Source organism: Streptomyces sp. NPDC021100 (assembly GCF_044333095.1).
Taxonomy (GTDB): Bacteria; Actinomycetota; Actinomycetes; order Streptomycetales; family Streptomycetaceae; genus Streptomyces.
In genome coordinates this window covers 1-21,771 of the sequence record NZ_JBIRQH010000003.1, presented here as the reverse complement: position 1 = coordinate 21,771, position 21,771 = coordinate 1, and the positions used below count along the sequence as shown (strand labels likewise).

The 21,771-nt window shown below is 74.2% G+C and carries 13 protein-coding genes and 1 rRNA gene; 6 read left to right on the top strand and 8 right to left on the bottom strand.

All coding sequences use genetic code 11. The annotated features are described in order from the left end of the window. Positions 1-118 precede the first annotated feature (118 nt). A complete protein-coding gene (locus ACH4PU_RS06585; protein WP_398267055.1) occupies positions 119-1,096 on the bottom strand; it encodes a helix-turn-helix domain-containing protein in 978 nt (325 codons plus the stop codon). Between the two features lie 73 nt (positions 1,097-1,169). On the opposite strand from ACH4PU_RS06585, the gene ACH4PU_RS06580 reads away from it, so the two are divergent. Further along, positions 1,170-2,402 (top strand): MFS transporter, encoded by a 1,233-nt coding sequence (locus ACH4PU_RS06580; protein WP_398267052.1) that lies wholly within the window; start codon positions 1,170-1,172, stop codon positions 2,400-2,402. 76 nt (positions 2,403-2,478) lie between these two features. On the opposite strand, the gene ACH4PU_RS06575 is transcribed toward ACH4PU_RS06580, so the two are convergent. The 4 genes from ACH4PU_RS06575 to ACH4PU_RS06560 all read right to left on the bottom strand — a co-directional run bounded on the left by ACH4PU_RS06575 (position 2,479) and on the right by ACH4PU_RS06560 (position 8,037). After that, entirely contained in the window at positions 2,479-3,927 is a 1,449-nt protein-coding gene (locus ACH4PU_RS06575) for a PrsW family glutamic-type intramembrane protease (protein WP_398267049.1), read from the bottom strand. A 134-nt stretch (positions 3,928-4,061) separates the two neighbouring features. Further along, on the bottom strand, positions 4,062-4,784 hold the full coding sequence (trmB, locus tag ACH4PU_RS06570) for a tRNA (guanosine(46)-N7)-methyltransferase TrmB (protein ID WP_398268449.1): 723 nt from the start codon (positions 4,782-4,784) through the stop codon (positions 4,062-4,064). A 300-nt stretch (positions 4,785-5,084) separates the two neighbouring features. Continuing rightward, positions 5,085-6,293 carry an L-2-hydroxyglutarate oxidase gene (gene lhgO / locus ACH4PU_RS06565; RefSeq protein ID WP_398267046.1) on the bottom strand — a complete coding sequence of 403 codons (1,209 nt, stop codon included), beginning with the start codon at positions 6,291-6,293 and terminating at the stop codon, positions 5,085-5,087. Positions 6,294-6,585: 292 nt separating this feature from the next. After that, complete coding sequence (locus tag ACH4PU_RS06560; protein ID WP_398267043.1) at positions 6,586-8,037, bottom strand: MFS transporter; 1,452 nt, start codon at positions 8,035-8,037, stop codon at positions 6,586-6,588. Positions 8,038-8,799: 762 nt separating this feature from the next. Here ACH4PU_RS06560 and ACH4PU_RS06555 point away from each other — a divergent pair. Continuing rightward, positions 8,800-10,983 carry an asparagine synthase-related protein gene (locus ACH4PU_RS06555; protein WP_398267040.1) on the top strand — a complete coding sequence of 728 codons (2,184 nt, stop codon included), beginning with the start codon at positions 8,800-8,802 and terminating at the stop codon, positions 10,981-10,983. A 442-nt stretch (positions 10,984-11,425) separates the two neighbouring features. On the opposite strand, the gene ACH4PU_RS06550 is transcribed toward ACH4PU_RS06555, so the two are convergent. Together ACH4PU_RS06550 and ACH4PU_RS06545 are read right to left on the bottom strand one after the other, a co-directional pair. Beyond that, the gene (locus ACH4PU_RS06550) at positions 11,426-13,387 is read right to left on the bottom strand and encodes a sigma-70 family RNA polymerase sigma factor (RefSeq protein WP_398267037.1); all 1,962 of its coding nucleotides are present in this window, start codon (positions 13,385-13,387) and stop codon (positions 11,426-11,428) included. A 966-nt stretch (positions 13,388-14,353) separates the two neighbouring features. Then, on the bottom strand, positions 14,354-15,109 hold the full coding sequence (locus ACH4PU_RS06545; RefSeq protein WP_398267034.1) for a TetR/AcrR family transcriptional regulator: 756 nt from the start codon (positions 15,107-15,109) through the stop codon (positions 14,354-14,356). Positions 15,110-15,489: 380 nt separating this feature from the next. On the opposite strand from ACH4PU_RS06545, the gene ACH4PU_RS06540 reads away from it, so the two are divergent. Both ACH4PU_RS06540 and ACH4PU_RS06535 read left to right on the top strand, forming a co-directional pair. Continuing rightward, complete coding sequence (locus ACH4PU_RS06540; protein WP_398267031.1) at positions 15,490-16,833, top strand: NAD(P)/FAD-dependent oxidoreductase; 1,344 nt, start codon at positions 15,490-15,492, stop codon at positions 16,831-16,833. A 275-nt stretch (positions 16,834-17,108) separates the two neighbouring features. After that, a complete protein-coding gene (locus ACH4PU_RS06535; protein ID WP_398267028.1) occupies positions 17,109-18,845 on the top strand; it encodes a SpoIIE family protein phosphatase in 1,737 nt (578 codons plus the stop codon). Between the two features lie 144 nt (positions 18,846-18,989). Here ACH4PU_RS06535 and ACH4PU_RS06530 read toward each other — a convergent pair whose 3' ends face one another. Next, positions 18,990-20,291: an MFS transporter gene (locus ACH4PU_RS06530; protein WP_398267025.1), complete on the bottom strand. Its 1,302-nt coding sequence runs from the start codon at positions 20,289-20,291 to the stop codon at positions 18,990-18,992. Positions 20,292-20,442: 151 nt separating this feature from the next. Between ACH4PU_RS06530 and ACH4PU_RS06525 the strand changes: the two genes are divergently transcribed. Next, positions 20,443-20,991: a MarR family winged helix-turn-helix transcriptional regulator gene (locus ACH4PU_RS06525; protein WP_185944422.1), complete on the top strand. Its 549-nt coding sequence runs from the start codon at positions 20,443-20,445 to the stop codon at positions 20,989-20,991. 607 nt (positions 20,992-21,598) lie between these two features. Further along, positions 21,599-21,771, top strand: a 16S ribosomal RNA gene (locus tag ACH4PU_RS06520); the annotation flags it as partial.

The window sequence follows — 21,771 nt, the reverse complement described above, 5'->3', positions numbered from 1 at the left end:
CTGGAGACGCGCACGTCTCTCCCGACACTAACCCGCCGGTGTGCGCGCCCCGTCGGCGAGCGGCCGGAAGGCGCCCTTCCGTACCCTGCGCACCCCGCGTGGCCGCCAGGGCACGGCCTCACCCCGTCGCCGAGAGCAGTGTCTCGGCGACGGCCGTCCGGGCGTAGAGGACGGACCGTCCGGCGCGGTGCGCGCTGACCATGCCCGCCCCGCGCAGCGCCGCCAGGTGCTGGGAGACGCCGGCGGCGGAGATGCCGGTGCGGCCGGCCAGTTCGGTGGTGGAGGCGGGGGCCGCGAGCTCGGTCAGCAGCCGGGTCCGGGAGCGGCCGAGGACCGCGGCGATGGCCTCGGCCCGGGCCGGCGGTCGCCGTTCCCACAGGGTGCCGGTGCCGCGGGCGGGGTAGGCGAGCTGCGGTGGGTCGGGGAGCCGCATCCAGGTCAGGACGCCGGCGGCGAACACGGACGGGACGAGCAGCAGCCCCGGGCCCGCGGTCTGCCGGGACAGGACACAGCACCGGCGGACCAGCCGGAGGGTGCTGTCATCCCAGCTCACCGTCGCGTGAAGGTCGTTGAAGAGGCGCGCGGTCCCGTATTCGGCGACCTGGCGGGCGCGGTGGAAGACCTCCGCGTCCAGAACCGCGCGGATCTTTGCCCAGTAGGGGGCGAGGGCGAGTTCCCAGAAGGTCTCGATCTCCTCCGTGATCTGCGGCAGCCACCGTTCCGGATCGGCGCGCAGCGCTCGGATCCGCGCGGAGTCCCGGGTGAGTTTGCCGATGTCATGGCGGACGAACGCGGCGGGTGTGGCCCGGATGGCGGCCAGTTCGACGTCGAGGGACGGCGCCGACTCGGCCGGGAACGGGGTGAGGAAGTCGCAGAGGTAGTTCTGCGGCGGGATGAGGTCGGCCAGCCACCCGGCCGTCAGCCCGGCGTCGTCGACCCGGCTCCGGACCTGGTCGGTCCAGGGGCGGTGGACGGGGTGGGCGGCCCGCGACACGAGCAGCCGGAAGCCGGCGACCACCTCCCACATCGGTGAGACCGCGAAGCGGGTGAGCGCCAGATCGTCGGCGGAAAAGGCGAGTTCGGAGAGCACGGACACCCCCGTCGTCCGGTTGCATTCGGCCTGAGCTTAATCAATGGAGGTCGCGCGGGCACCGGGCGAAGGTCGGGGCATGCTCTCCACCTTCAGCGGTCTTCCCCGCGCCGCCTGGATCGTCTTCACCGGCACGGTCGTCAACAGACTCGGCTACCTCGTCACCCCCTTCCTCGTCTTCTTCCTCGGCTCCCGCGGCATCCCCACCGAACAGATCCCCTACGTGCTCGGTGCCCTGGGCGCCGGCAACCTGATCGGCCCGGCCCTCGGCGGCCTGCTGGCCGACCGGGTGGGCCGCCGCTCCACGATGATCGCCGGCCTCGTCGGCACCGCGGCGGGCCAGGGCCTCCTCTTCACCGCCCCCGACACCGTCACCCTCTCCCTCGCCGCCGTCCTGCTCAGCGGCGCCGGCAGCATGGTCGGCCCGGCCGCGAGCGCCCTCCTCGCGGACCAGGTCACCGCCGACCGCCGCCGGGCGGCGTTCTCCCTGTTCCACTGGGCCGTCAACATCGGCACCGCGGTCGCCGGCATGCTGGGCGGCTTCCTGGCGGCCCGGGGCTACTGGCTCCTCTTCACCGTCGACGTGGTGAGCACCCTCACCTACGCGGTGATCGCCGCGTCCTTCCTCCCGGCGGGCCGCGCCGAGCGCACCCCCCGCGACGCGGCCGGCGGCATGGGCTACGGAGTCGTCCTCCGCGACCCGCTGATGCGCGCCCTGCTCCCCCTCTTCTACATCGCCCTCGTCATCTACACCTTCACCGAGGTCGCCCTCCCCCTCGCCATCCGCGACGACGGCCTCTCCACGACCACCCTCGGCCTGATGTCCACCCTCAACGCCGCCCTGGTCGTCGCCCTCCAGCCGGTCGCCATCACCGTCCTGGCCCGCTTCCGCCAGATCCCCGTCTACGTGGCCGGCAGCATCCTCATCGCCCTCGGCGTCGCCCTCACCGGCGTCGCCCACACCCCCTGGGCCTACGCCGCCACGGTCGTCCTCTGGTCCATCGGTGAATCCACCATCGGCGGCGTGGCCGGCTCCATCGTCGCCGCCCTCGCCCCCGACCACGCCCGCGGCCGCTACCAGGGCGCCTACCAGTGGACCTGGGGCACCGCCCGCTTCACCGCCCTCTCCCTCGGCACCACCCTCTACGCCACCACGGGCCCGGCCACCATCTGGTGGTTCAGCGCGGTGGCAGGCACGGCAGCAGCCCTCGGCGTCGGCGCCCTGACCCCGGCGATCGGCCGGCGGACGGGGATGGGGGAGCAGACCCCCCAGGAGCAGGGGCGGCCGACCGGGGCGCCGGCCGAGGCGTAGGGGAAGCGGACGCGAGGCGGCCGTGTCATCCCCGCCCACCGGGTGTTCCGCCCCATACGAGCGGTTCGGCAGGTGGTCAGGACGAGCGTGGTGGCCACTGCCCGTAGGCCCCCGGGGCGTGGGCCGTGCCGGTCGGCCGGTACGCGGGCCCGATCCCGTATCCGGGCGCGGCGCCGTACGGGCCGGGCGTGATCGGGCCGGGGTACGCCCCCACGGGGCCGGGCATCGGGCGGGGCACTGACAACGCGGCGCGTTCCAAGGCCGGTTGGGCGATGTGTTTGCGTTGCCAGAGGTGGTGGAGGAGTTCCTGTTCGCGGGCGGTGAAGTCCGGGGTGAGGCGGCCCGCGTAGGCGCGTTGGCGGAGGAAGGCCAGGGACGTAGCGAAGGAGATGTACTCGGCGACCGTGCGGGCGGCGTCCCGGCCTGCGGTGCGTTTGGCCACGGCGCGGGCGATGCCGCGGGCGCGCATGGAGGAGAGGGCCAGGGGCTCCGGCGGGGTGAGCCAGCCGGCCGCCTGGTACTCGGGGAGGTGGGTGCGGACGGTGCGGAGTTCGGTTTGGCGGGACCAGATGGTCAGCCAGGTGAGGGTGCCGAAGACCGGGAGCATGAAGAGCGAGTAGACGGCCAGGAAGCCCAGTCCGGGGAGGGACGCCGAGCCGTTCCAGACGCCGTGCAGGACCATCGCCGTGAGCAGGCCCGCGACGGGGACCAGGGCGCGCAGGACGCGGCGGCGGGTGGGGAGGCCGGCGGCTATGCCGAAGCCCAGGCCCGTCATGGAGGTGAAGAGGGGGTGGGCGAACGGGGACATCAGGACGCGGACGAAGAACGTGGCCGCCGTCGTCGAGAAGCCCGAGGCGCCGAAGCTCTGGTCGGATGCGTAGGCGTTGCCCAGGTAGAGGATGTTCTCGGTGAACGCGAAGCCGGTGGCGGTGATGCCGGCGACGACGACGCCGTCCACGATGCCGTTGAAGTCGCGGCGCCGGAAGAGGAAGAGGAGCAGGAGGGCCGCGCCCTTCGCGCTTTCCTCGACCACGGGCGCGACGAACGTGGCACCGAACGTGCCGGCGTCCTCGCGGTGGGCCACGTCGACGCTGTTCATGATCCACTCGGTCGCGTAGCTGTTGGCGATGAGCGCCACCAGGGTGGCCGCGCAGGCGCCCCACGCGAACGCGAAGACCAGGTTCTTCCAGGGCTTCGGCTCGACGCGGTCCATCCAGCGGAACGCGGCGATGAGCAGCGGTACCGGCAGCACCGCCAGGCCCAGCCCCACCAGGAAGCCCCGGGTTCCGGTCTGCTCCCGGACGAGGGCGAGGATCAGCAGGCCGCAGAGGGCCAGGAGGAGGACGACCGTGCCCGCGCGGACCGCCTTGTTGTCCCAGAGGGCACGACGCGGCCGGTAGTGCCAGCGCGCCGGAGCGGGCAGGGCGCCGAAGGCCGGCGGGATCCCGGGCGCCCCGGGGGCCCCGGGCGCGGGTATCGGCCCCGGATCGGCGGGCTGGGGCGGGTGAGGCTGGGACTCATGCACTGGACGACCCTAGCCAAGGCGGCGGCGCGGGCGGAGCGATTTGCTTCCCGGGCTCTCGGCTTCCCGGGCTCCCGGCTTCCCAGGGCCCCGAGCTCCCCGCCTCTCGCTCCCCCCGCCCCCGCGTCCGCTCTCCGCTAGCCGCGGCGGCGGAAGAGGAGGTCGCGCACCGCGTGCCCCTTCTCCAGCCCCTGGCCCTCGAAGCGGGTCAGCGGACGGAAGTCCGGGCGCGGGGCGAAGCCGCCGTCCGCCTGGGTGTTCTCGAAGTCCGGGCTGGCGGTCAGTACCTCCAGCATCTGCTCCGCGTACGGCTCCCAGTCCGTCGCGCAGTGCAGCAGCGCGCCCGGCGCCAGCCGCGTCGCCGCCAGGGCCAGGAACTCGGGCTGGATCAGCCGGCGCTTGTGGTGCCGCTTCTTGGGCCACGGGTCCGGGAAGTACACGCGCATGCCGGCCAGCGCGTCGGGCGCCAGCATCTCGCGGAGCAGGATGATCGCGTCACCGTTGGCGACCCGGACGTTCTTCAGGCCCCGCCGCTCCGCGAGCGCGAGCAGGTTGCCCTGGCCCGGGGTGTGGACGTCGCAGGCGAGGATGCCCGTGCCGGGGTCCGCCGCGGCCATCTCCGCCGTGGCCTCGCCCATGCCGAAGCCGATCTCCAGGACCACCGGCAGTCCCGGGTCGCCGAAGAGCTCGCCCAGGTCGATCCGGCGCAGGCCGTCGATGTCCAGACCCCACGCCGGCCAGAGCCGGCGCAGCGCCTCGCCCTGCCCGGTCGTGACCCGGCTGCGGCGTGGCTGGAACGAGCGGATGCGCCGCTCGTGGTGCGAACCGGCCGGGTCCGGGGCGGGGCCGTCGGGGAACATCGGCTCCCGGCGGGCACGGGCGCGAGCACCGTCACCGGCCGGAGCCGGGACAGTGGCGGCTTCGACGGTCGACTCGCACGTCGGCTCCGCGACGGAGGCATCGACAGAGGTATCTACGGAGACATCGGCCGGGGCGGCGGCCAGGGCGTCCTCGGCCGCGGGCGCGGCGGAGACGGCGTGGCGGGCGGGGTTCACGGACTTCTCGGACACAGTTCTTCCATAGTACGGGCGAGGCCCGCACCGGCTGGTTCCGTACATGTCAGCCGAGCCCCCATGCGGAACCCCCGGCCGTCCGACCGCTCACCGCAGCTCCGCCAGCACCCTCCGCGCCACCTCCCGCCCGATCGGCAGCGAGGCCGTCGCCGCCGGCGACGGCGCGTTCAGGACGTGCACCATCCGCGGCGAGCCGGCGAACAGGAAGTCGTCCGCCAGGGTGCCGTCCCGCAGCACCGCCTGGGCGCGCACCCCGGACGGCGCGGGTATCAGATCGTCCTCCGTGACGCCCGGCAGGAGCCGGCGGACGGCCGCGGTGAAGGCCGCCTTCGACAACGAGCGCCGCGCCTCGGCCGCCCCGTACCGCCAGTGCCGGCGCGCCAGCCGCCACGTGCCGGGGAACGCCACGGTGGCGGCGAGCTCCGCCGGCCGTACGGTCCGCCACGCGTACCCCTCCCGCGCCAGGGCGGGCACCGCGTTCGGCCCCACGTGCACCCCGCCGTCGACGCCCCGCGTGAGGTGGACGCCCAGGAACGGGAAGGCGGGATCCGGCACCGGGTAGACCAGGCCGCGCACCCGCGCCGCCGCGGTCGGCGTCAGCGCGTAGTACTCCCCGCGGAACGGGACGATCCGCACCCCGGGGTCGTCGCCCGCGAGCCGGGCCACCCGATCGCTGTGCAGGCCCGCGCAGTTGACCAGGGCGCGGGCCCGTACCACCGTGCCGTCCGCCGTCCGCACGGCGACCGCCGCGCCGCGCCGCCCCACGACCCGTACCTCCGCGCCGTACCGCACCGAGGCCCCCGCGTCCTCGGCGAGCCGGGCCAGGTGCGCGGCGACCGCGCCGAAGTCGCAGACGCCCGTGGTGCCGACGTGGATCGCGCCCACCCCCCGTACGTCCGGCTCGAACTCGGCTATCTGGGCCGGGCCGAGTTCGCGAACGGGAATGCCGTGCTGCCGCCCGCGCTGCACCAGGGCGTGCAGCCGCGGCAGTTCGGCCCGCTCCGTCGCCACGATCAGCTTCCCCGTGACCTCGTGCGGCAGGCCGTGCTCCGTGCAGAACTTCACCATCTCCGCCGCGCCCCGCACCGCGAACCCGGCCTTCAGTGAGCCCGGCCGGTAGTAGATCCCGCTGTGGATCACCCCGCTGTTGCGCCCCGTCTGGTGCCGCGCGGGGCCGGGTTCCTTCTCCAGCACGACCACGCTCGTACCCGGCGCGGCGCGCGTGACCGCGTAGGCCGTCGACAGGCCCACGATGCCGCCGCCGATCACCAGCACGTCGCAGTCGTACGCCCCCATGGGCTCACCTCCCCGCCCTCCCGCACCCACCGGCCGTCTCCGCTGCGGCCGACTCAACGGCTCCTATCATGACGTGCGCCACTGACAACGGGCCGAAACATCGTCGGACCAGGGGAAAGACGGAAAGGATCTTTCCGGGTGGAGCCGGCGGCGCCACGCGAGGGGCGCGCGGGCAGCCGCCACCGCCCCCGGACGAACACCGCCGCAACGTCCGGCGAACGGGAGGAGACGGCCCCGGGATGATCGCAGCCAAGCCCGCCAAGCCGCCAAGCCCACCCCGCCCGCCCCGCCCTCACGCCGTCGTGGCCACCAATAACGGCCGCGCCCGCTCCCGCAGCTCCACCACCCGCGGCTCGTTCCCGTACGGCTCCAGCCGGTGCAGCAGGTCCCGTACGTACTCCGTCGTCCGCGCCGACGAGATCCGCCCCGCCACCTCCACCGCCCGCACCCCGGCCGCGCACGCCGCGTCGAGGTTGCCGGACTCCAGCTCCGCGACCGCCGACACCACCAGCCGCAGCCCGTGCGAGCGCACGAACTCCTCGGTGGGCCGGGACAGCGCCTGCTCGGTGAAGCGCTGGACCTGCCGCGGCATGCCCAGGTCGCGGTAGCACTCGGCGGCGTCGGCGGCGAACCGCTCCTGCGTGTAGAAGTCCAGCCAGGACGGGTCCGGGTCGCCCGACCGGGCCCGCTCCAGCCAGCCCTCGGCCGCCTTGAGCGCCGCCCCGCAGGCCGGCTGGTCGCCGGCCTTCGCCTGCGCCCGCGCCTCGACGAGCCGGAAGAAGCTCATCGTCCGCGCGGTGGCCAGGCCGCGGTTGCGCTCCAGCGCGGCCTGGGCCAGGTCCACGCCCTCGTCCGCGTAGCCGCGGTAGGTGGCCTGGAGGCTCATCGAGGCCAGTACGTAGCCGCCCAGCGGCACGTCGGCCGCCGCGCGGGCCAGCCGCAGCGCCTGGATGTAGTAGCGCTGCGCCGCCTCCTGCTGCCCGGTGTCGAAGGCCATCCACCCGGCGAGCCGGGTGAGTTCGGCGGTCGCGCCGAACAGCGCGCGCCCCACGTCGTCGCTGTACGCCCCCAGCAGCAGCGGCGCCGCGTCGACGCGCAGGCACTCCGGCACCATGGACGAACGCCAGTCCCCGCCGCCGTACTTGGAGTCCCAGCGGCGCGCGTCCTCCGCCGCCTCCCGCAGCTTGGCCACGTCGCTGTGGCCGACGCGCTGCGGCAGACCGCAGTCGGGCACCGCGCCGGCGTCGCGCTCCCGGGCCGCCTGCTGCGGCTCGCGCGCCACCGAACTGTCGGCGGGCGTGATCAGCCAGCGCGAGGCGGGCGTGGAGTACGCGCTGACGGAAAACGAACCCGCGAGACTCTGCCAGATCCCGCCGCCCCCGCGGCGACCGGCGGAATCCAGCCGGTACAGCTCCGTCGCCGACCGGACCGCCTGGCCGACATCGCGCGGGAACGCGAGGCCGACCTCCGGCGCCGGATCGGACTCGGCGAGGCCGATCTCGTGCAGCGGCACCGGCCGGCCCAGCTTGCCCGCTATCGCGGCGGCGATCAGATGGGGCGCGGCGCCCTGCGGCACCATGCCCTTGCTGACCCACCGGGCGACCGACGTCTTGTCGTACCGAAGCGTCAATCCCCGCTGCGCACCAAGGTCGTTGACCCTCCGCGCCAGACCGGCGTTGCTGATCCCCGCGAGAGCGAGGACCGTGCCCAGCTTCTCGTTCGGTCCGCGTGGCTCCCTGGACATGCGCACCCCTCGGCAACAACGATGCCCGCCCCGGCATAGGCGCGGGGCATTCGTAAACCCAGCGTAGTTCCCCACATCCCGACCGTTAAGGGGCGTTGTCCCGGATGGCGAGATTCTGGTCCGCATGCGCGTGCACGGAGGGGCACGTGCTCCGGCAGAGTGTGGCCGTGCGCCTGCTGTGCGCCTTGTATACGCCATCGCCGGGGCGGTTCCATGGTTCTGCGTGGGTTGGCCCGCTGTACTGGATCCAGTGGGCTGGGGGAAGCCGTCGCCCCATTCCCCGCGGGCGGCGGACCGGCCCGGGGGGTACGGCTCGTGCCTCCCGGGCTGCGCGGACTCCACGGCGCGCCCCGATGGCGAGGGCCCGTACGAGAGTGAACGCCCCTTTCGGGGCGCGGAGTTCACGGTACGGAGGGTAACCCCCGAGGGTAGGTCTCAGTGGTGTTCGCGAGCGGAAACGCGCGGTGGGAGTGCGCCGCCCGTACCGCGCGCGGGGCGCGCGGGAAACGGCCGAAACCCGCCGTACGCCGACGGAGCCGCATGGCCGGACCGCAGCCCGGAACGGCCAAGTCCGGTGCGGTCGTGGCAGCATGGGGTGCGCATGCGCCACGGTGTGACGTCGTCGGCCGCCATTCCGTCCCGGTTTCCCGTCAGTTGGGCCCCTGTCGGCCGGTCCGAGTGGCCCGATCGATGTCGCGCCGCCCGTCCCGCTGTGCATGATGACTGCTACCCGATGGTTGTCCACAGCCTGTGGAGGCGGCGATGCGCTGGTTGGTGGGGTGGAGCCGCGCCGGCTCCCGGCCCGGCGTCCCCGCCGCGCCCGCGGTCCAGCCCGTGGGCGCCCGGCTCCTGTGGGAGGACCCCGATCCGCTGTGGGCGGTCGGCGACTGGCGGCCCGACGAGGTACGCGTCGTCCACGCCGGACCGCACCCCAACGGCACCCGCCCCGCCGGCCCCCACCCCGACGCCACCGGCCGCACCGCCGCGCCGCCCGTCGCCCGCCTCGCCGTCCTCGGCCGCTGCGGAGCAGACGACCACCAGCTGCGCACCGGCCTCCTCGCCACCCGCGGCGGCGCCCTCCGCCCGCTGACCGCCTGGCCCGGCAGCTACACCGCCGTCGCCCAGATCGGCCGCCGCGTCACCGTCACCGGCGACCTGGCCGGCGCCCGGCCCGTCTTCCACGCCGCGTGGGCCGGCGGCACCGCCTACGCCACCGCCGCCCTGCCCCTCGCCGACCTCGTCGAGGCCGAGCTCGACATCGGCCACCTCGCCGCCCTCCTCGCCTGCCCCGACTCCACGGAAGCGCTGGGCGACAGCACGCCCTACACCGGCGTACGGCGCGTCCCGCCCGGGCACGCGCTGGTGGTGCGCGACGGCGCACGCGACGTCACGAGCTACGAGCCGTCGGCCTCCCTCGTCGTCGCCGCCCCCGAACCCGACGCGGCCCAGGCCGTCGACGGCGTCCGCGACGCCCTCGTGGAAGCGGTGCGTACCCGCCTCGCCGCCCCCCGCCACGCCCCGAACGGCTTCCCCCGCACCCCCGCGCCCGACCCCGGACCCGTACCCGGCATGGGCCCCGCGTTCCGCCGCGCCGCTCGCGGCGGTCCCGTCCCCGGCATCGGCGCCGACCTCTCCGGAGGCAGCGCCTCCGCCACCCTGGCCCTGCTCGCCGCGGGTCTCCCCGGCGCACCCGGCACCCCCCTCGGCCACGGCACCGGCGCGGGCGAACGACTCCTCGTCGTCACCTTCAACGACCTGGTGGCCGACCAGGGCGGAGCCCGCGAGGCCGAACTCGAACGCGCCCGCGCGCTCGCCGCCGACCCCCGCCTCCACCACGTCGTCGTCGCCGCGGCCGAAGAAGCCCTGCCCTACGCCGACCTGCTCGACGGCCCGCTCACGGACGAACCGTCCCCCGCCCTCGTCACCGCCACCCGCCACCGCCACCGGCTCGCGGCCGGCAGCGCCGACCACTTCACCGGACACGGCGCCCGCCAGGTCCTCGACGCCCACCCGGCACGCCTCGCCGACCTCCTGCTGGGCCGGCGCCGCCGCCACCTCCTCCGCCCGGTCTCCGCCCTGGCCCGCGCGGACGGCCCGGGTCCGACGGCGATCGCCGGGTTCTCGGCGTCCGTCCCCTTCACCGTCTACCGCGCGGCGCGCCGGCTGGCCCGCACCTCCTACCGGGAAGGGCTGGAGGGCGCCGCGGCCCGCTTCCTGGCACCGGACTTCGCCACGGCCGAACACCTCACCGGCGCGGCCGGAGCCGTGGACGCCTCCCTCGCCGCGCTCACCTGGTGCCGGCCCGGCCCCGCCGCCCGCTGGCTCACCGGAGCGGCGCTCGCGGAGGTGTCGGTCCGGCTCCAGGCCGCCGCCGTCCGGCCGACCGGCGCGGCACAGCGCCCGGGAGAACGCCGCGCCGCCGCCGCCCTCGCCCGGCACGCGGCGGATCTCCGCGTCCTCGAACAGGCCGCGGAGATCCGCGGCCAGCGCCTGCACGCCCCCTTCCTCGACAACCAGGTCGTACGGGCCTGCCGCGCGCTGCCCCAAGCGCTCCGCGTACAACCCGGGGCGCGCGCCACCGTCCTGCGCTCCGTCCTCGCGGGGGCGGGCATCCGCGAACTGCCGCCCGGCTGGGGCGCACCCACCCACGCGGCCCACGCGGCGGCGGCCCGAGCCGGCCTGCGCGCGTACGCGGCCCTCCTCCTCCGCCTCTTCGACGCGCCCCTGCTCGCGGACGCGGGCCTGATCGAGGCCGGCGTCGTCCGCGACGCCCTCCGCTCGGCGGCCGAGGGCGCGCCCCTGCCCCTCGACGGCCTCGCCGAACTGGTCGCCACGGAGCTCTGGCTCCGCCGTCTGCTGTCCCGCCGCGGCACCTGCTGGACGGGCCCGGCGGCGCCGCGCATGCGGGCGGTGGCGGGGGGAGTGGTGCCGCGGCCGAGCCTGTAACGCGTGGCGGCGCCGTACCAACGGGCTGTTCAGCCCGTTGGGGGTGCCCCCTCTGGGGGAGTTCGGGGACGTCGCGGCGAAACCGCGATGCGGGAACGCGGGCTCTCCCGCGGACACGGCGAAAGGGCGGGTCCGGGGCGTCCCACGACGACAGCCACCGCACCGAGCACCGGGCGTCCACCCCCCCGACACGCCGACAGCCGTCATGCCGGGCAGCTGCGGTGCGTGCCGTGCCCACCGCGCCGTCGGATGACACGGGAGTGCCCTCTGCGGCGGTCGGTGTCGTAAGCGGGTGCCGTGAGCCGTCGCCCGGCAGGGGGGTGTCGGACCTGCGGCCGTGAGGGTGCCCGGCCGGACTGCTCGGCACGCTCGGACTGCCCGGCCGCCCAGCGCGCCCGCACGGCAGGCGTCCGCCACCCCCGGCCCCCGGCAGGCCCCGGCGCTACGAGCAGGTGATCCGGGCCGCTGCCCAGTCCGCGAGCGCCGGCCCGGCGACCGGTGCGAGCGCCGCCCGCCGGGCCGCCGGTGCCGCGCCGGCGCCGCCCGGACGGCCGTCCGGCCACCGGTCCCACCACCGGCCCGGCCCGTCACCGACGGCCTCGGCCGGGCCCTCCGGCGCCGGCACCACGTCCTCCGCCGGCGCCACCGTCCGTACCACCAGCCGCAGTGTCCGCCGCCCGGTCAGCGCCGCGTGGACGGGCACGGCCGGACCGTCCCCGCGGACGACGCCGGACCGCCACACGGACTCCCCGTCCGCGAGCACCGAGAACCGCAGCGCAGGGCGCCCGAGCGACAGATCGTCGACGCCCACCACCGCGTCGAAGGCGGTACAGGAGCGGTTCAGGTCGATGGCGACGGACGACGCCGGCCCGACGCTCACCCCGTGGCGGTAGGCGACGCCCCCGATCCGCAGGCCGTCCCGCTGCCACACCAGACTGCCCTCGTCGATCCGCACGTGCGGCTCGTGCCCGTCGCCGAACACGTCGAAGTCCAGGTCGTCGAGCCGGTAGACGGCACGGGCGGGCAGGGGTGGCGGCGGGACGGGCGACGGTTTCGGCGACGGTTTCGGCGGCGGGGAAACGGACGGCGGCGCGGGCCGGGGCGGGGGAGCGGGCGTCGTCCGGTGGGCAGACGAGGGCGAGGGGGCGGGCGTGGGTTTCGCCGACGTACGCGCCGGGGAAGCGGCGGCCTGCTGCGCCTTCACCACGGGCGGTGCGGAGTGGGCCGGAGGGGACGGGCGAGGCGTGCGGGACGGTACGACGGGTGGCGGGGCCGACCGCAGGGCCCGCGGTTTCCCGGGCGACTCGCCGGAACCGCCCGCCAGGACGCAGGCGAGGGCCACACCCGCGGCGACGACGGCCGCCCCCACCCCGAGTGCCACCTTCGCGGGCGCCCCCAAACCCTCGCCCACCGCGGCACCGCCACCGGAACCGGCCGAACCGGCGGCCGCCGAAGCGGCACCACCGCCCGCCGCGCCACCGCCCGCCGCCCCGCCGCTCACCGCGGCTCCCGCTCCCGCCCCGGCCGCCAGCCCGGCGACGGCCTTGACCGAGGCGCCGGCGGTGAACCATCCGACGAGCGCCACCGGCAGCACCGCCCGCAGCCGCGCGTTGACGTCCGCCAGCTCCAGCGCCGCGGTACGGCACCGGGCGCACTCCGACAGGTGCTTGCTCAGCCCCCGTTCGGCCCGCGTCCGCAGCCCGCCGCGCGCGTAGGCCCCGAGCCGGTCGGCGTACTGCGCGCAACTCCCCGCGGACGTCAACGACGCGCTGACGTGCGCCTGCAGATACGCCTGCCGCAGCCCCTCGCGGGCCCGGTGCGCGAGTACGGCGGTGGCGTTGGGGCTCAGCCCCAGCAGCGGCGCCACCTGGCTGGGCGACTCCTCCTCGACGGTGGTGTGCCAGAGCACCATCTGCCACCGCTCGGGCAGGCTGCGGAACGCCTGCACGGCGAGGGACGTCTCGGCCTGCCGCATCGCGCGCACGTCCGCGCCCGGGTCGACGGGCGTGTCCTCCGGATCTACCGAAGCTCCGGCCGAGGACACGGCGAACACCGCGAAGTCATCGACGAGCCGCTCCCGCCTGGCCGTTCGCGCCCAGGCGGCGGCGACCCGCCGCACGGTGGTGAGCAGGTAGGCGCGCACGGCCGTGTCGGGCCCCCCGCCCCGGCGCACCGCCTGCAGCGTGGCGGCGAACACCTCGTTGGTGAGGTCCTCCGCGGTGTGGACGTCGCGGCAGCAGGTCCGGGCGTAGCCGCGGACCGCGGCGGCGTGCCGCCGGTAGAGCAGGGCGTACGCCTCCCCGCCCACGTCCTCACCGTCCCGCAGCCGGGCCACCAACTCCGTGTCCGAGAGCGCCGAACCGCCCTCGGCGCCCCCCGCGTCCCGGGCGCCGCCGGCGTGCACTCCGTCAGGTGCGCGGTCGTCGTCGGTTCCGGCCCGGGGCCCGCGTCCGGCTCGGGGCCCGCTTCCGGCACCGTCCGGGACGGCTTCCACCGCATCCGGCGCGGAGGGCGCACCGGATGTGTCGGGTACGCCGTCCGCATCGGACGCACCGTCAGGACGGGCGGCGGCGTCGGGTCCGCCGGCGTCGTCACGAGCGGGCCCGGGCAGCGCCGCCGGAGCCGACGGCCGCGGGAGCGGCCTGCCGGCGGTGGGGTGGGCGATGGCCGCGTCGAACGCGCCGCCCCACGCGCTGCCGCGCTGCTGGGGAACGCTCGCCCGGGAGCCTCCGCGCCGCCCTCGGCCACGGCTGTGCGGACCGCCCTGCCCGGGCACCCCGGACGGCGTCCGGTGCGACGCCGAGGCGCCCGACTCCTCGTTCCCGTACGGCTCTTCCCGCCCGTCACGACCCATAGCGGAAGCTCCCGTGCACGCCGGACACCGAACAAAACAGGGGTCAGCGTGGCACAGACGCACACGGCGATGGCAGACGCGCGAACGGCAACCACTCGTCCGAGGAGCGTTCGCACACCGGAGCGTGGAAATACCCACGCCTTAACCGGTTTTCCATCGCTCTCGAAGTGACTCGGAGTCACTCGAACGGGAACAACCTTCCGAAGGCCCACCCTCCTTTCGGGTGCGGCTTTCGGGCGCCGCTTCCGGTGTCACCTCCAGATGCACAGGGATACGACCGCCCGTCACGACCCACCACGTCCGGCAAGGACCGGACCGGCACACCGCGAACGCCCCGGCCCGTCCGGCTGGAACAACCGGATGGGCCGGAACGAGCCGAAGCACGCCCCACCGATCCCCCCGATCCGCCGTCGGACAGCTGTCACCGGAAGGCCGCCATCGGACGACCGGCGACGGACGACCGCCCTCAGCCGGCCACCGCGCGCCCGCCGTCAAGCCGTCAGGCGGTCAGCCCGGTCAAGCCGCCGGCCGCGACCGCAGCCCCTCCAGCAGGATGTCGAGCAGCCGCGAGGACGCCGCCGCCTGCTGCGCCGCGTCCGGCAGCGAAGGCGCCGCCGTGGCGATGACCAGCAGCACGTCCGCGACGGTCACGTCCGGGCGCAGCTCGCCCGCCGCCCGCGCCCGGTCCACCAGGCGCCCGACGACCTCCAGCAGCGCCGCCGCGCCCGAGCCGTCCCGCTGCCCCTCGGGCACCGGTACCGGTCGCTGCTCGACGAGGCGCAGCTCGTGGAGCTGGCCCCCGGCCGCCCCCGGCTGCCGCTGCTGCGGCACCCGGGCCTGCGGCGGCGCCACCGGCTCCGGGGCGGACTCGCCCTCGACGCCGACCCGCAGCACCTGCGGCGGCAGCAGCCGCCCGGCGCCCGAGGCCACCGAGGTGCGCAGGAACCGGGAGAGCGCCGACCACGGCTCCTCCTCCTGGCCCAGCGCCGTCCGCGCCTGCTCGGTCAGCCGTGCCGTCTCTTCCTCGGCTATCCGCCTGACCAGGACGTCCTTGCTCGGGAACCGCCGGTAGACCGTTCCCACGCCGACCCGGGCCCGGCGCGCCACGTCCTCCATCGGCGCTCCGTACCCCAGCTCGCCGAAGACTTCGCGAGCCGCCCGCAGCACATGTTCGAGATTGCGCTGCGCGTCCACGCGGAGCGGCGTACTACGGCCGCCGTTCCCGTCGGAGGGTGCGACAGCGGTAGACCAATGAGAGCCCTGAATGTGCATACGTTCCCCCGGTTATGACGTCTCCCCCCGGAGACTCCCCGCCCTGACTGCCGGAGCAGACCGCTGCCTGAACCCCGACGAAGTACGAACATAGTTGAGCCCAGGTCAAGAAAGAAGAGGGTAGTTCCGCACAGCCTGCCCCCAATAGGAGTACGCGCCGGTCCGCGGTTGATTCCGCACCACCTCACCACCCCGGCGGATCCGCGCTGACCTGCATACCTTGTCCAGGGCGGGGCAAGCGGAGGCTCCGCCCTCCGGCTACGCCTCCGGTCATACGTTTCGCCCGGCCCTGTGGACAAACACCGGTACCCGGTGCGTCATGGAAGGGAGCCGTGTGACCGCGAGGATGTGAAGGGACAGCCTTGGCCAAAGAACCGGCGGTGAAGGAAGCGACGCGCATTCTGGTCGTCGGGGGCGGCTACGTGGGCATGTACGCCGCACTGCACCTCCAGCGCAAGCTGCGGAAGGGCGAGGCCGAGATCCTGGTCGTCAGCCCCGACCCCTACATGACCTACCAGCCTTTCCTCCCCGAGGCCGCGGCCGGCTCCATCTCGCCCCGGCACGTCGTCGTCCCGCTCCGCAGCGTCCTCAAGGGCTGCCGACTCCTTGTCGGCGAGGTGTCCGCCCTCGACCACGCGGCGCGGACCGCCACCGTCCGGACGGCCGCCACCGAGGAGTCCGGCGAGGGCGCCCTCACCGTCCACTACGACGAGCTGGTCATCGCCCCGGGCTCCGTCTCCCGCACCCTCCCGATCCCCGGCCTCGCCGAGCACGGCATCGGCTTCAAGACCGTCGAGGAGGCCATCGGCCTGCGGAACCACGTCCTGGAGCAACTGGACATCGCCTCCTCCACCCGCGACCCGGAGGTCCGCGACGCCGCCCTCACCTTCGTCTTCGTCGGCGGCGGCTACGCCGGCGTGGAGGCCCTGGCCGAACTGGAGGACATGGCCCGCTACGCCGCCCGGTACTACCACAACATCGACCCGGACGACCTGCGCTTCGTCCTCGTCGAGGCCACCGGCCGCATCCTCCCGGAGGTCGGCGAGGTGATGGGCCGCTACGCCGTCCGCGTGCTGCGCGGCCGGAACATCGACGTCCGCCTCGACACCCGCCTCGACTCCTGCGAGAACCGCGTCGTGGTCCTCAGCGACGGCTCCCGCCTCCCCGCCCGCACCCTCGTGTGGACCGCGGGCGTCAAACCGCACCCCCTCCTCGCCGCCACCGACCTGCCGCTGAACGCGCGCGGCCGGCTGAAGTGCCGCCCCGACCTGCGCGTCGAAGGGGTCGACCACGCCTGGGCCGCCGGCGACGCCGCAGCCGTCCCCGACCTGACGGCGCACGAACCGGGCGTCGAATGCGCCCCCAACGCGCAACACGCCGTCCGCCAGGCGAAGGTCCTCGCCGGCAACGTCCTGTGCTCCCTCCGCGGCCACTCCCTCACGGACTACCGGCACAAATACGTCGGCTCGGTGGCCTCCCTCGGCCTGCACAAGGGCGTCGCCCAGGTCTACGGGCAGAAACTCAAGGGCTACCCCGCCTGGTTCATGCACCGCGCCTACCACCTCAGCCGCATCCCCACCTTCAACCGCAAGGCCCGCGTCCTCGCCGAATGGACCCTCGCCGGCCTCTTCAAGCGCGAGATCGTCTCGCTCGGCTCACTGGAGAACCCCCGGGCCGAGTTCGAACTCGCCGCCGGCACCGGCCGCCATCCGGAGGCCGGGTGACGCACGCGCCACGCCGGTACCGGAGCGGGGAACTCCCGCCGACGGCTCCGACGTCTCACGGATGTCAGTCCGGTCGGCCACACTGGACGTGTGACCATGGGTGGGTTCGCACTTCCGAAGAGTAACGATCGCGAGGATTCGAAGGAATCAGACGTTTGCCGCATTCCTCCGGGGGCCGGCCCCCGCACCGACCACCGCGCCCCCGCGCCGGGCGCGCGGCTCGGCCGCCACGCGTCGCCGAGCTGATCCGGACCGACTCCGCGAGGTAATCCTCAGTGAACTTCACCCGCTGGAGCGCCCGGCTCCCCGGCACACAGCGCCGGGCCGCGACGCGCGCCGACCGCAACGCCCCGGCCGCCCCCGCCGCGGCGACGCCCGCCACGGGATCCGTCCCCGCCGCCCGCGCCGGTTCCGGCCCGCTCTCCGCGCCCGACGGCCCCGTCGCCACCCTCGACGGACTGTCCGTCCACGACGTCCTCGGCCAGGTCCCGGCCCTCGTCGCCGTCGTCCACGGCCCCGATCACCGCATCGCCTACGTCAACGACGCCTACGCCGCCCTCTTCGGCCCCCGCACCCCCGGCGCCCCCGCCCGCGAGGCCCTCACCGAGCTGGAAGAGCTCGGCCTCCTCGCCCTCATGGACCAGGTACTGCGCAGCGGCAAACCCCGCACCGTGAAATCCCGCCGCGTCAGCACCACCCCCGACACCCCCGCCGACCCGGACGGCACCACCACCCGCCCCCGGCACGGCTACTACACCTTCACCTGCACCCCACTGCGCGTCGGCGTCCCCGGCGGCGGCCCGCCGCAGCCCGGCGTCCTGATCTTCGCCGCCGACGTCACCGACCAGGTCGAGGCCGCCGAACGGCTGCGCACCAGCGAACGCCGCCAGCGCGAGGCCGCCGTCACCCTCCAGCGCAGCCTGCTCCCCCAGGAGCTCGAACAACCCGACGACCTCCGGGTCGCCGCCACCTACCAGCCCGGCGGCCAGGACACCGCCGTCGGCGGGGACTGGTACGACGTCATCACCCTCGGCGCCGGCCGCACCGCCCTGGTCATCGGCGACGTCATGGGCCGCGGAGTGCGCGCCGCGGCCGTCATGGGCCAGCTCCGCACCGCCGTCCGCGCCTACGCCCGCCTCGACCTGCCGCCCCACGAGGTCCTCCAGCTCCTCGACGGCCTGGCCGCCGAGATCGACGCCACCCAGATCGCGACCTGCGTCTACGCCGTCCACGACCCCAACGAGGGCCGCCTGGTCTACGCCTCCGCCGGCCACCTGCCCATCCTCGTCCGCGACCCGGAGGGCACCGTCCACCGCGCCGCCGAACCCACCGGCCCGCCCCTCGGCACCGGCGGCTGGCTGCACACCTCGGGCAGCGTCCCGCTCGGCCCCGGCTGCAGCGCCGTCCTCTACACCGACGGCCTGGTCGAACGCCGCGACGAGGACATCGACGACGGCGTCGCCGCCCTCGAACGCGCCTTCGCCGGCGCCACGGGCACGCCCCAGGTGATGTGCGACCGCCTCATCCGCGCCCTCGGCATCACCGAGGAGCACGACGACGACGTCGCCGTCCTCGTCCTCCAGCACCCCGCCCGCACCGGCCACGACGCCGAGCTGTTCCACAACGCGGCGCTCGAACTGCTCGGCGGCGTCGAGGCCGCACCCCGCGCCCGCGCCTTCGCCTCCGGCGTCCTCGCCAGCTGGCGCTTCCCACCGGACCTGCGCGACCTGGGCGTCCTCGCCGCCAGCGAACTCGTCGCCAACTCCCTCCAACACGGCACGCCCCCGATGAAGCTGCGCCTGCGCCGCACCGACCGCCGCCTGATCATCGAGGTCACCGACGGCGACGACCACCTCCCGCGCCGCCGCCGCGCCGAACCGGCCGACGAGGCCGGCCGCGGCATCTCGATCATCGCCACCATCGCCTCGTCCTGGGGCTCGCGCCGCACCCCCGGCGGCGGCAAGGCGGTCTGGTGCGAATTCGCCCTGCCCACGAAGCACGCGCACGTGTGACCGCGCCGGCCGCCGACGGCCACCGGGACGACACACACGAGCCGGCCGGACAACGATGAAAACGGCGGAGCGGTGCGGCCGGAGCCCACCGCTCCGCCGCACCGCTCCACCGTCCGTACTCCGCCGTTCGTACCGCGTCGGCCGTCAGGCGCCGACCGTGGCCCCCTCCTCCTGCGGAACGACGCGCGCGGCCACCGTGCGCTGTTCCTGGGCCCGCAGCGGGTTCTCCTGCGCGGGCGTGAGCCGGCGTCCCAGCCGCAGGGCCAGCACGGAGATGCCCAGCGAGCAGGCGATCAGCAGCACGATGTACGGCGCGTAGAGACCCGAACCGGCCATCAGCCCGCCGGCGGCCGGCCCCGCGGCCAGCGCCAGCTGCTTCACCAGGGCGAAGGCCGAGTTGTACTGCCCCACGAGCCCCGGCGCGGCCAGATCCGCGACCAGCGGGGCCATCGTCGGCGCCAGCATCGACTCGCCGATGCCGAAGAGGGCGTACGTCGAGATCAGCAGCGTGGTCGCGACCGCGTGCGCCCCCGGTACGAGACCGGAGACCCCGGCCGCCACCCAGGCCACCGTCCATATGAGACCGACCAGGGCGATGACCCGGCTCCGCCGCCGCCGCTCGACCAGCCGCAGCACCACGAACTGCGTCAGCACGATCGCCATCGTGTTCGCCGCGAGAGCCATGCCGAGCGTCGCGGGCGAGATCCGCGTGACCTCCACGGCGAACGCGGACAGGCCCGACTCGAACTGCCCGTAGCAGGCGAAGAACATCACGAAGCCCAGCACGCACAGCTGCACCATCGCCCGGTCGGCGAGCAGTGCCCGCCACCCGTTCCGCGCGGAGCCGTCCGTCGGGACGGCGACCTCGACCCGCGGCGCCTTCGGCAGCCGCACGGTCGCGATGGTGGCGCCCAGCACCAGGAACATCACGGCCTCGATCGCGAACAGCCGGACGAAGCTCGACGGGTCGGAGGTGTCCACCAGCTGGCCGCCCAGCAGGCCACCGACGCCGAGACCGAGGTTGTTCAGGAAGAACTGGGTGGCGAACGCCCGCGACCGGGTGGTCGTCGTGGAACACCAGACGATCATCGTGGCCAGCGACGGCTGCACCACCGCGATGCCGGCACCGAGCGCGGCGGCGGCCGCGACCACCAGGAACTCGCTGTCGGCCAGACCGAGACCCATGGAGCCGACGGCGGCCGACACCGTACCCGCGACGGCGACGGGCACGGGGCCCCGCCGGTCGATCATCCGCCCGACGAAGGGCAGTACGAACAACGCGGCCACGGCGAACGTCGCCAGCACGACACCGGCCGTACTCGCCCCGAGGTTCCGTACCTGCGACACATAGATGAACAGGAACGGGACCGTGAAGCCGTTGCCGAACGCACTCAGCGCGTTGCCCAGCTGGATCCGGCGCAGTGCCGCGCCCATCGCGGTGGTCACACTCACCTTCCTTTGCCTTGATCACGAAAATGGCCCGGACCGTGCCGCGTACGGCAACAGTCCAGACCTGAAGACTTCAGAGCTAAACTTCGAAGCTAAAGAGTACACATCAAAGGGCTTTAACGGCAAGGGGTCTGTCATACTGCGGCACATGGCCGACACCCCCGGCTCCGCCGAGCCGAGCCTCGAAGAGCAGATCGCCGCTTACCAGCGCGAGTTCCAGGACCTCGATCCGCAGGTGGAGAAGGTCGTCTCGGCCCTCAGCCGGCTCAACCGGCGTATGAACGTCGCCTACGGGCGGCAGACCGCCGAGCTGGGCATCAGCAACGCGGAGTGGGAGGTCCTCAAGGCGCTGGTCCTCGCCGGCCACCCCTACCGCCTGGGCCCGGGCGACCTGGCGAAGCGGCTGGGCCTGACCCCGGCGGCCATGACCCACCGCATCGACCGCATGGTCGCGGAGGGCCTCGTCACCCGGGAGCGCGACGGCAGCAACCGGGTCCGCGTCATCGTCGGCATCACGGAGGACGGCCGGGAGAAGTGGCTGGAGGCCATGCGGCTCGCCTCCGTCTTCGAGGAGGAACTCCTCCAGGACCTCTCCTGCGAGGACCGCGGCAAGCTCGGCGAGCTCCTGATCCGCCTCCTCCGCCGCGTCGAAACGGCCCAGCCGGACGCCGGCGGGCGCCTCAGGGACCTCGACTGACCCGTCCGTGGCGCACGGCAGCGCGAGGGTTGACACCGGGTCGGCGGATCCGTAATGTACTCCGAGCTGCCGCGAAGCCGAAGGGCTTTTCACGGCGGCACTTCACGCCAGCTCGGCGGGATCCACTACTGCACGGCCCTTGAACGGGATTGATTTCGGCATGCCGGAATTCGGTTCGGTTTGAGACCCAGGCGCCGATTAGGCGCCGCCGGGGAAATCCGCTAAAGTAGTGATCACGCCGGAAGGCGCGGCAGTAACAAATAGCCGCTCCACGGCGGGAAACCCCCTCCAACGGGGATCGGATTTCAAATCCGGGCCGGAAACGGAACGGAAAAGGATCTGGTAAGGTTGGAAACACCGAAGGGAAGCGCCCGGAGGAAAGCCTGAGAGAGTCTCTCGGGTGAGTACAAAGGAAGCGTCCGTTCCTTGAGAACTCAACAGCGTGCCAAAAGTCAACGCCAGACTATAAAACAACCCCGTCCACGGATCCTTGTGGTCCTGGATGAGGTTCCTTTGAAAAACACAGCGAGGACGCTGTGAACGACCGGGCTTATTCCGCTCGGTTGTTCCGCTCAACGCGAGTGTTGAACCCGATTACGGGTACACATTCACGGAGAGTTTGATCCTGGCTCAGGACGAACGCTGGCGGCGTGCTTAACACATGCAAGTCGAACGATGAACCTCTTTCGGGAGGGGATTAGTGGCGAACGGGTGAGTAACACGTGGGCAATCTGCCCTGCACTCTGGGACAAGCCCTGGAAACGGGGTCTAATACCGGAT

Excerpts from the sequence above, each read along its gene's own strand:
- ACH4PU_RS06580 (WP_398267052.1), top strand. The coding sequence starts at position 1,170 with ATGCTCTCCACCTTCAGCGGTCTTCCCCGCGCCGCCTGGATCGTCTTC.
- trmB (WP_398268449.1), bottom strand. The coding sequence starts at position 4,784 with ATGTTCCCCGACGGCCCCGCCCCGGACCCGGCCGGTTCGCACCACGAG.
- lhgO (WP_398267046.1), bottom strand. The coding sequence starts at position 6,293 with ATGGGGGCGTACGACTGCGACGTGCTGGTGATCGGCGGCGGCATCGTG.
- ACH4PU_RS06560 (WP_398267043.1), bottom strand. The coding sequence starts at position 8,037 with ATGTCCAGGGAGCCACGCGGACCGAACGAGAAGCTGGGCACGGTCCTC.
- ACH4PU_RS06555 (WP_398267040.1), top strand. The coding sequence starts at position 8,800 with ATGCGCTGGTTGGTGGGGTGGAGCCGCGCCGGCTCCCGGCCCGGCGTC.
- ACH4PU_RS06545 (WP_398267034.1), bottom strand. The coding sequence starts at position 15,109 with ATGCACATTCAGGGCTCTCATTGGTCTACCGCTGTCGCACCCTCCGAC.
- ACH4PU_RS06525 (WP_185944422.1), top strand. The coding sequence starts at position 20,443 with ATGGCCGACACCCCCGGCTCCGCCGAGCCGAGCCTCGAAGAGCAGATC.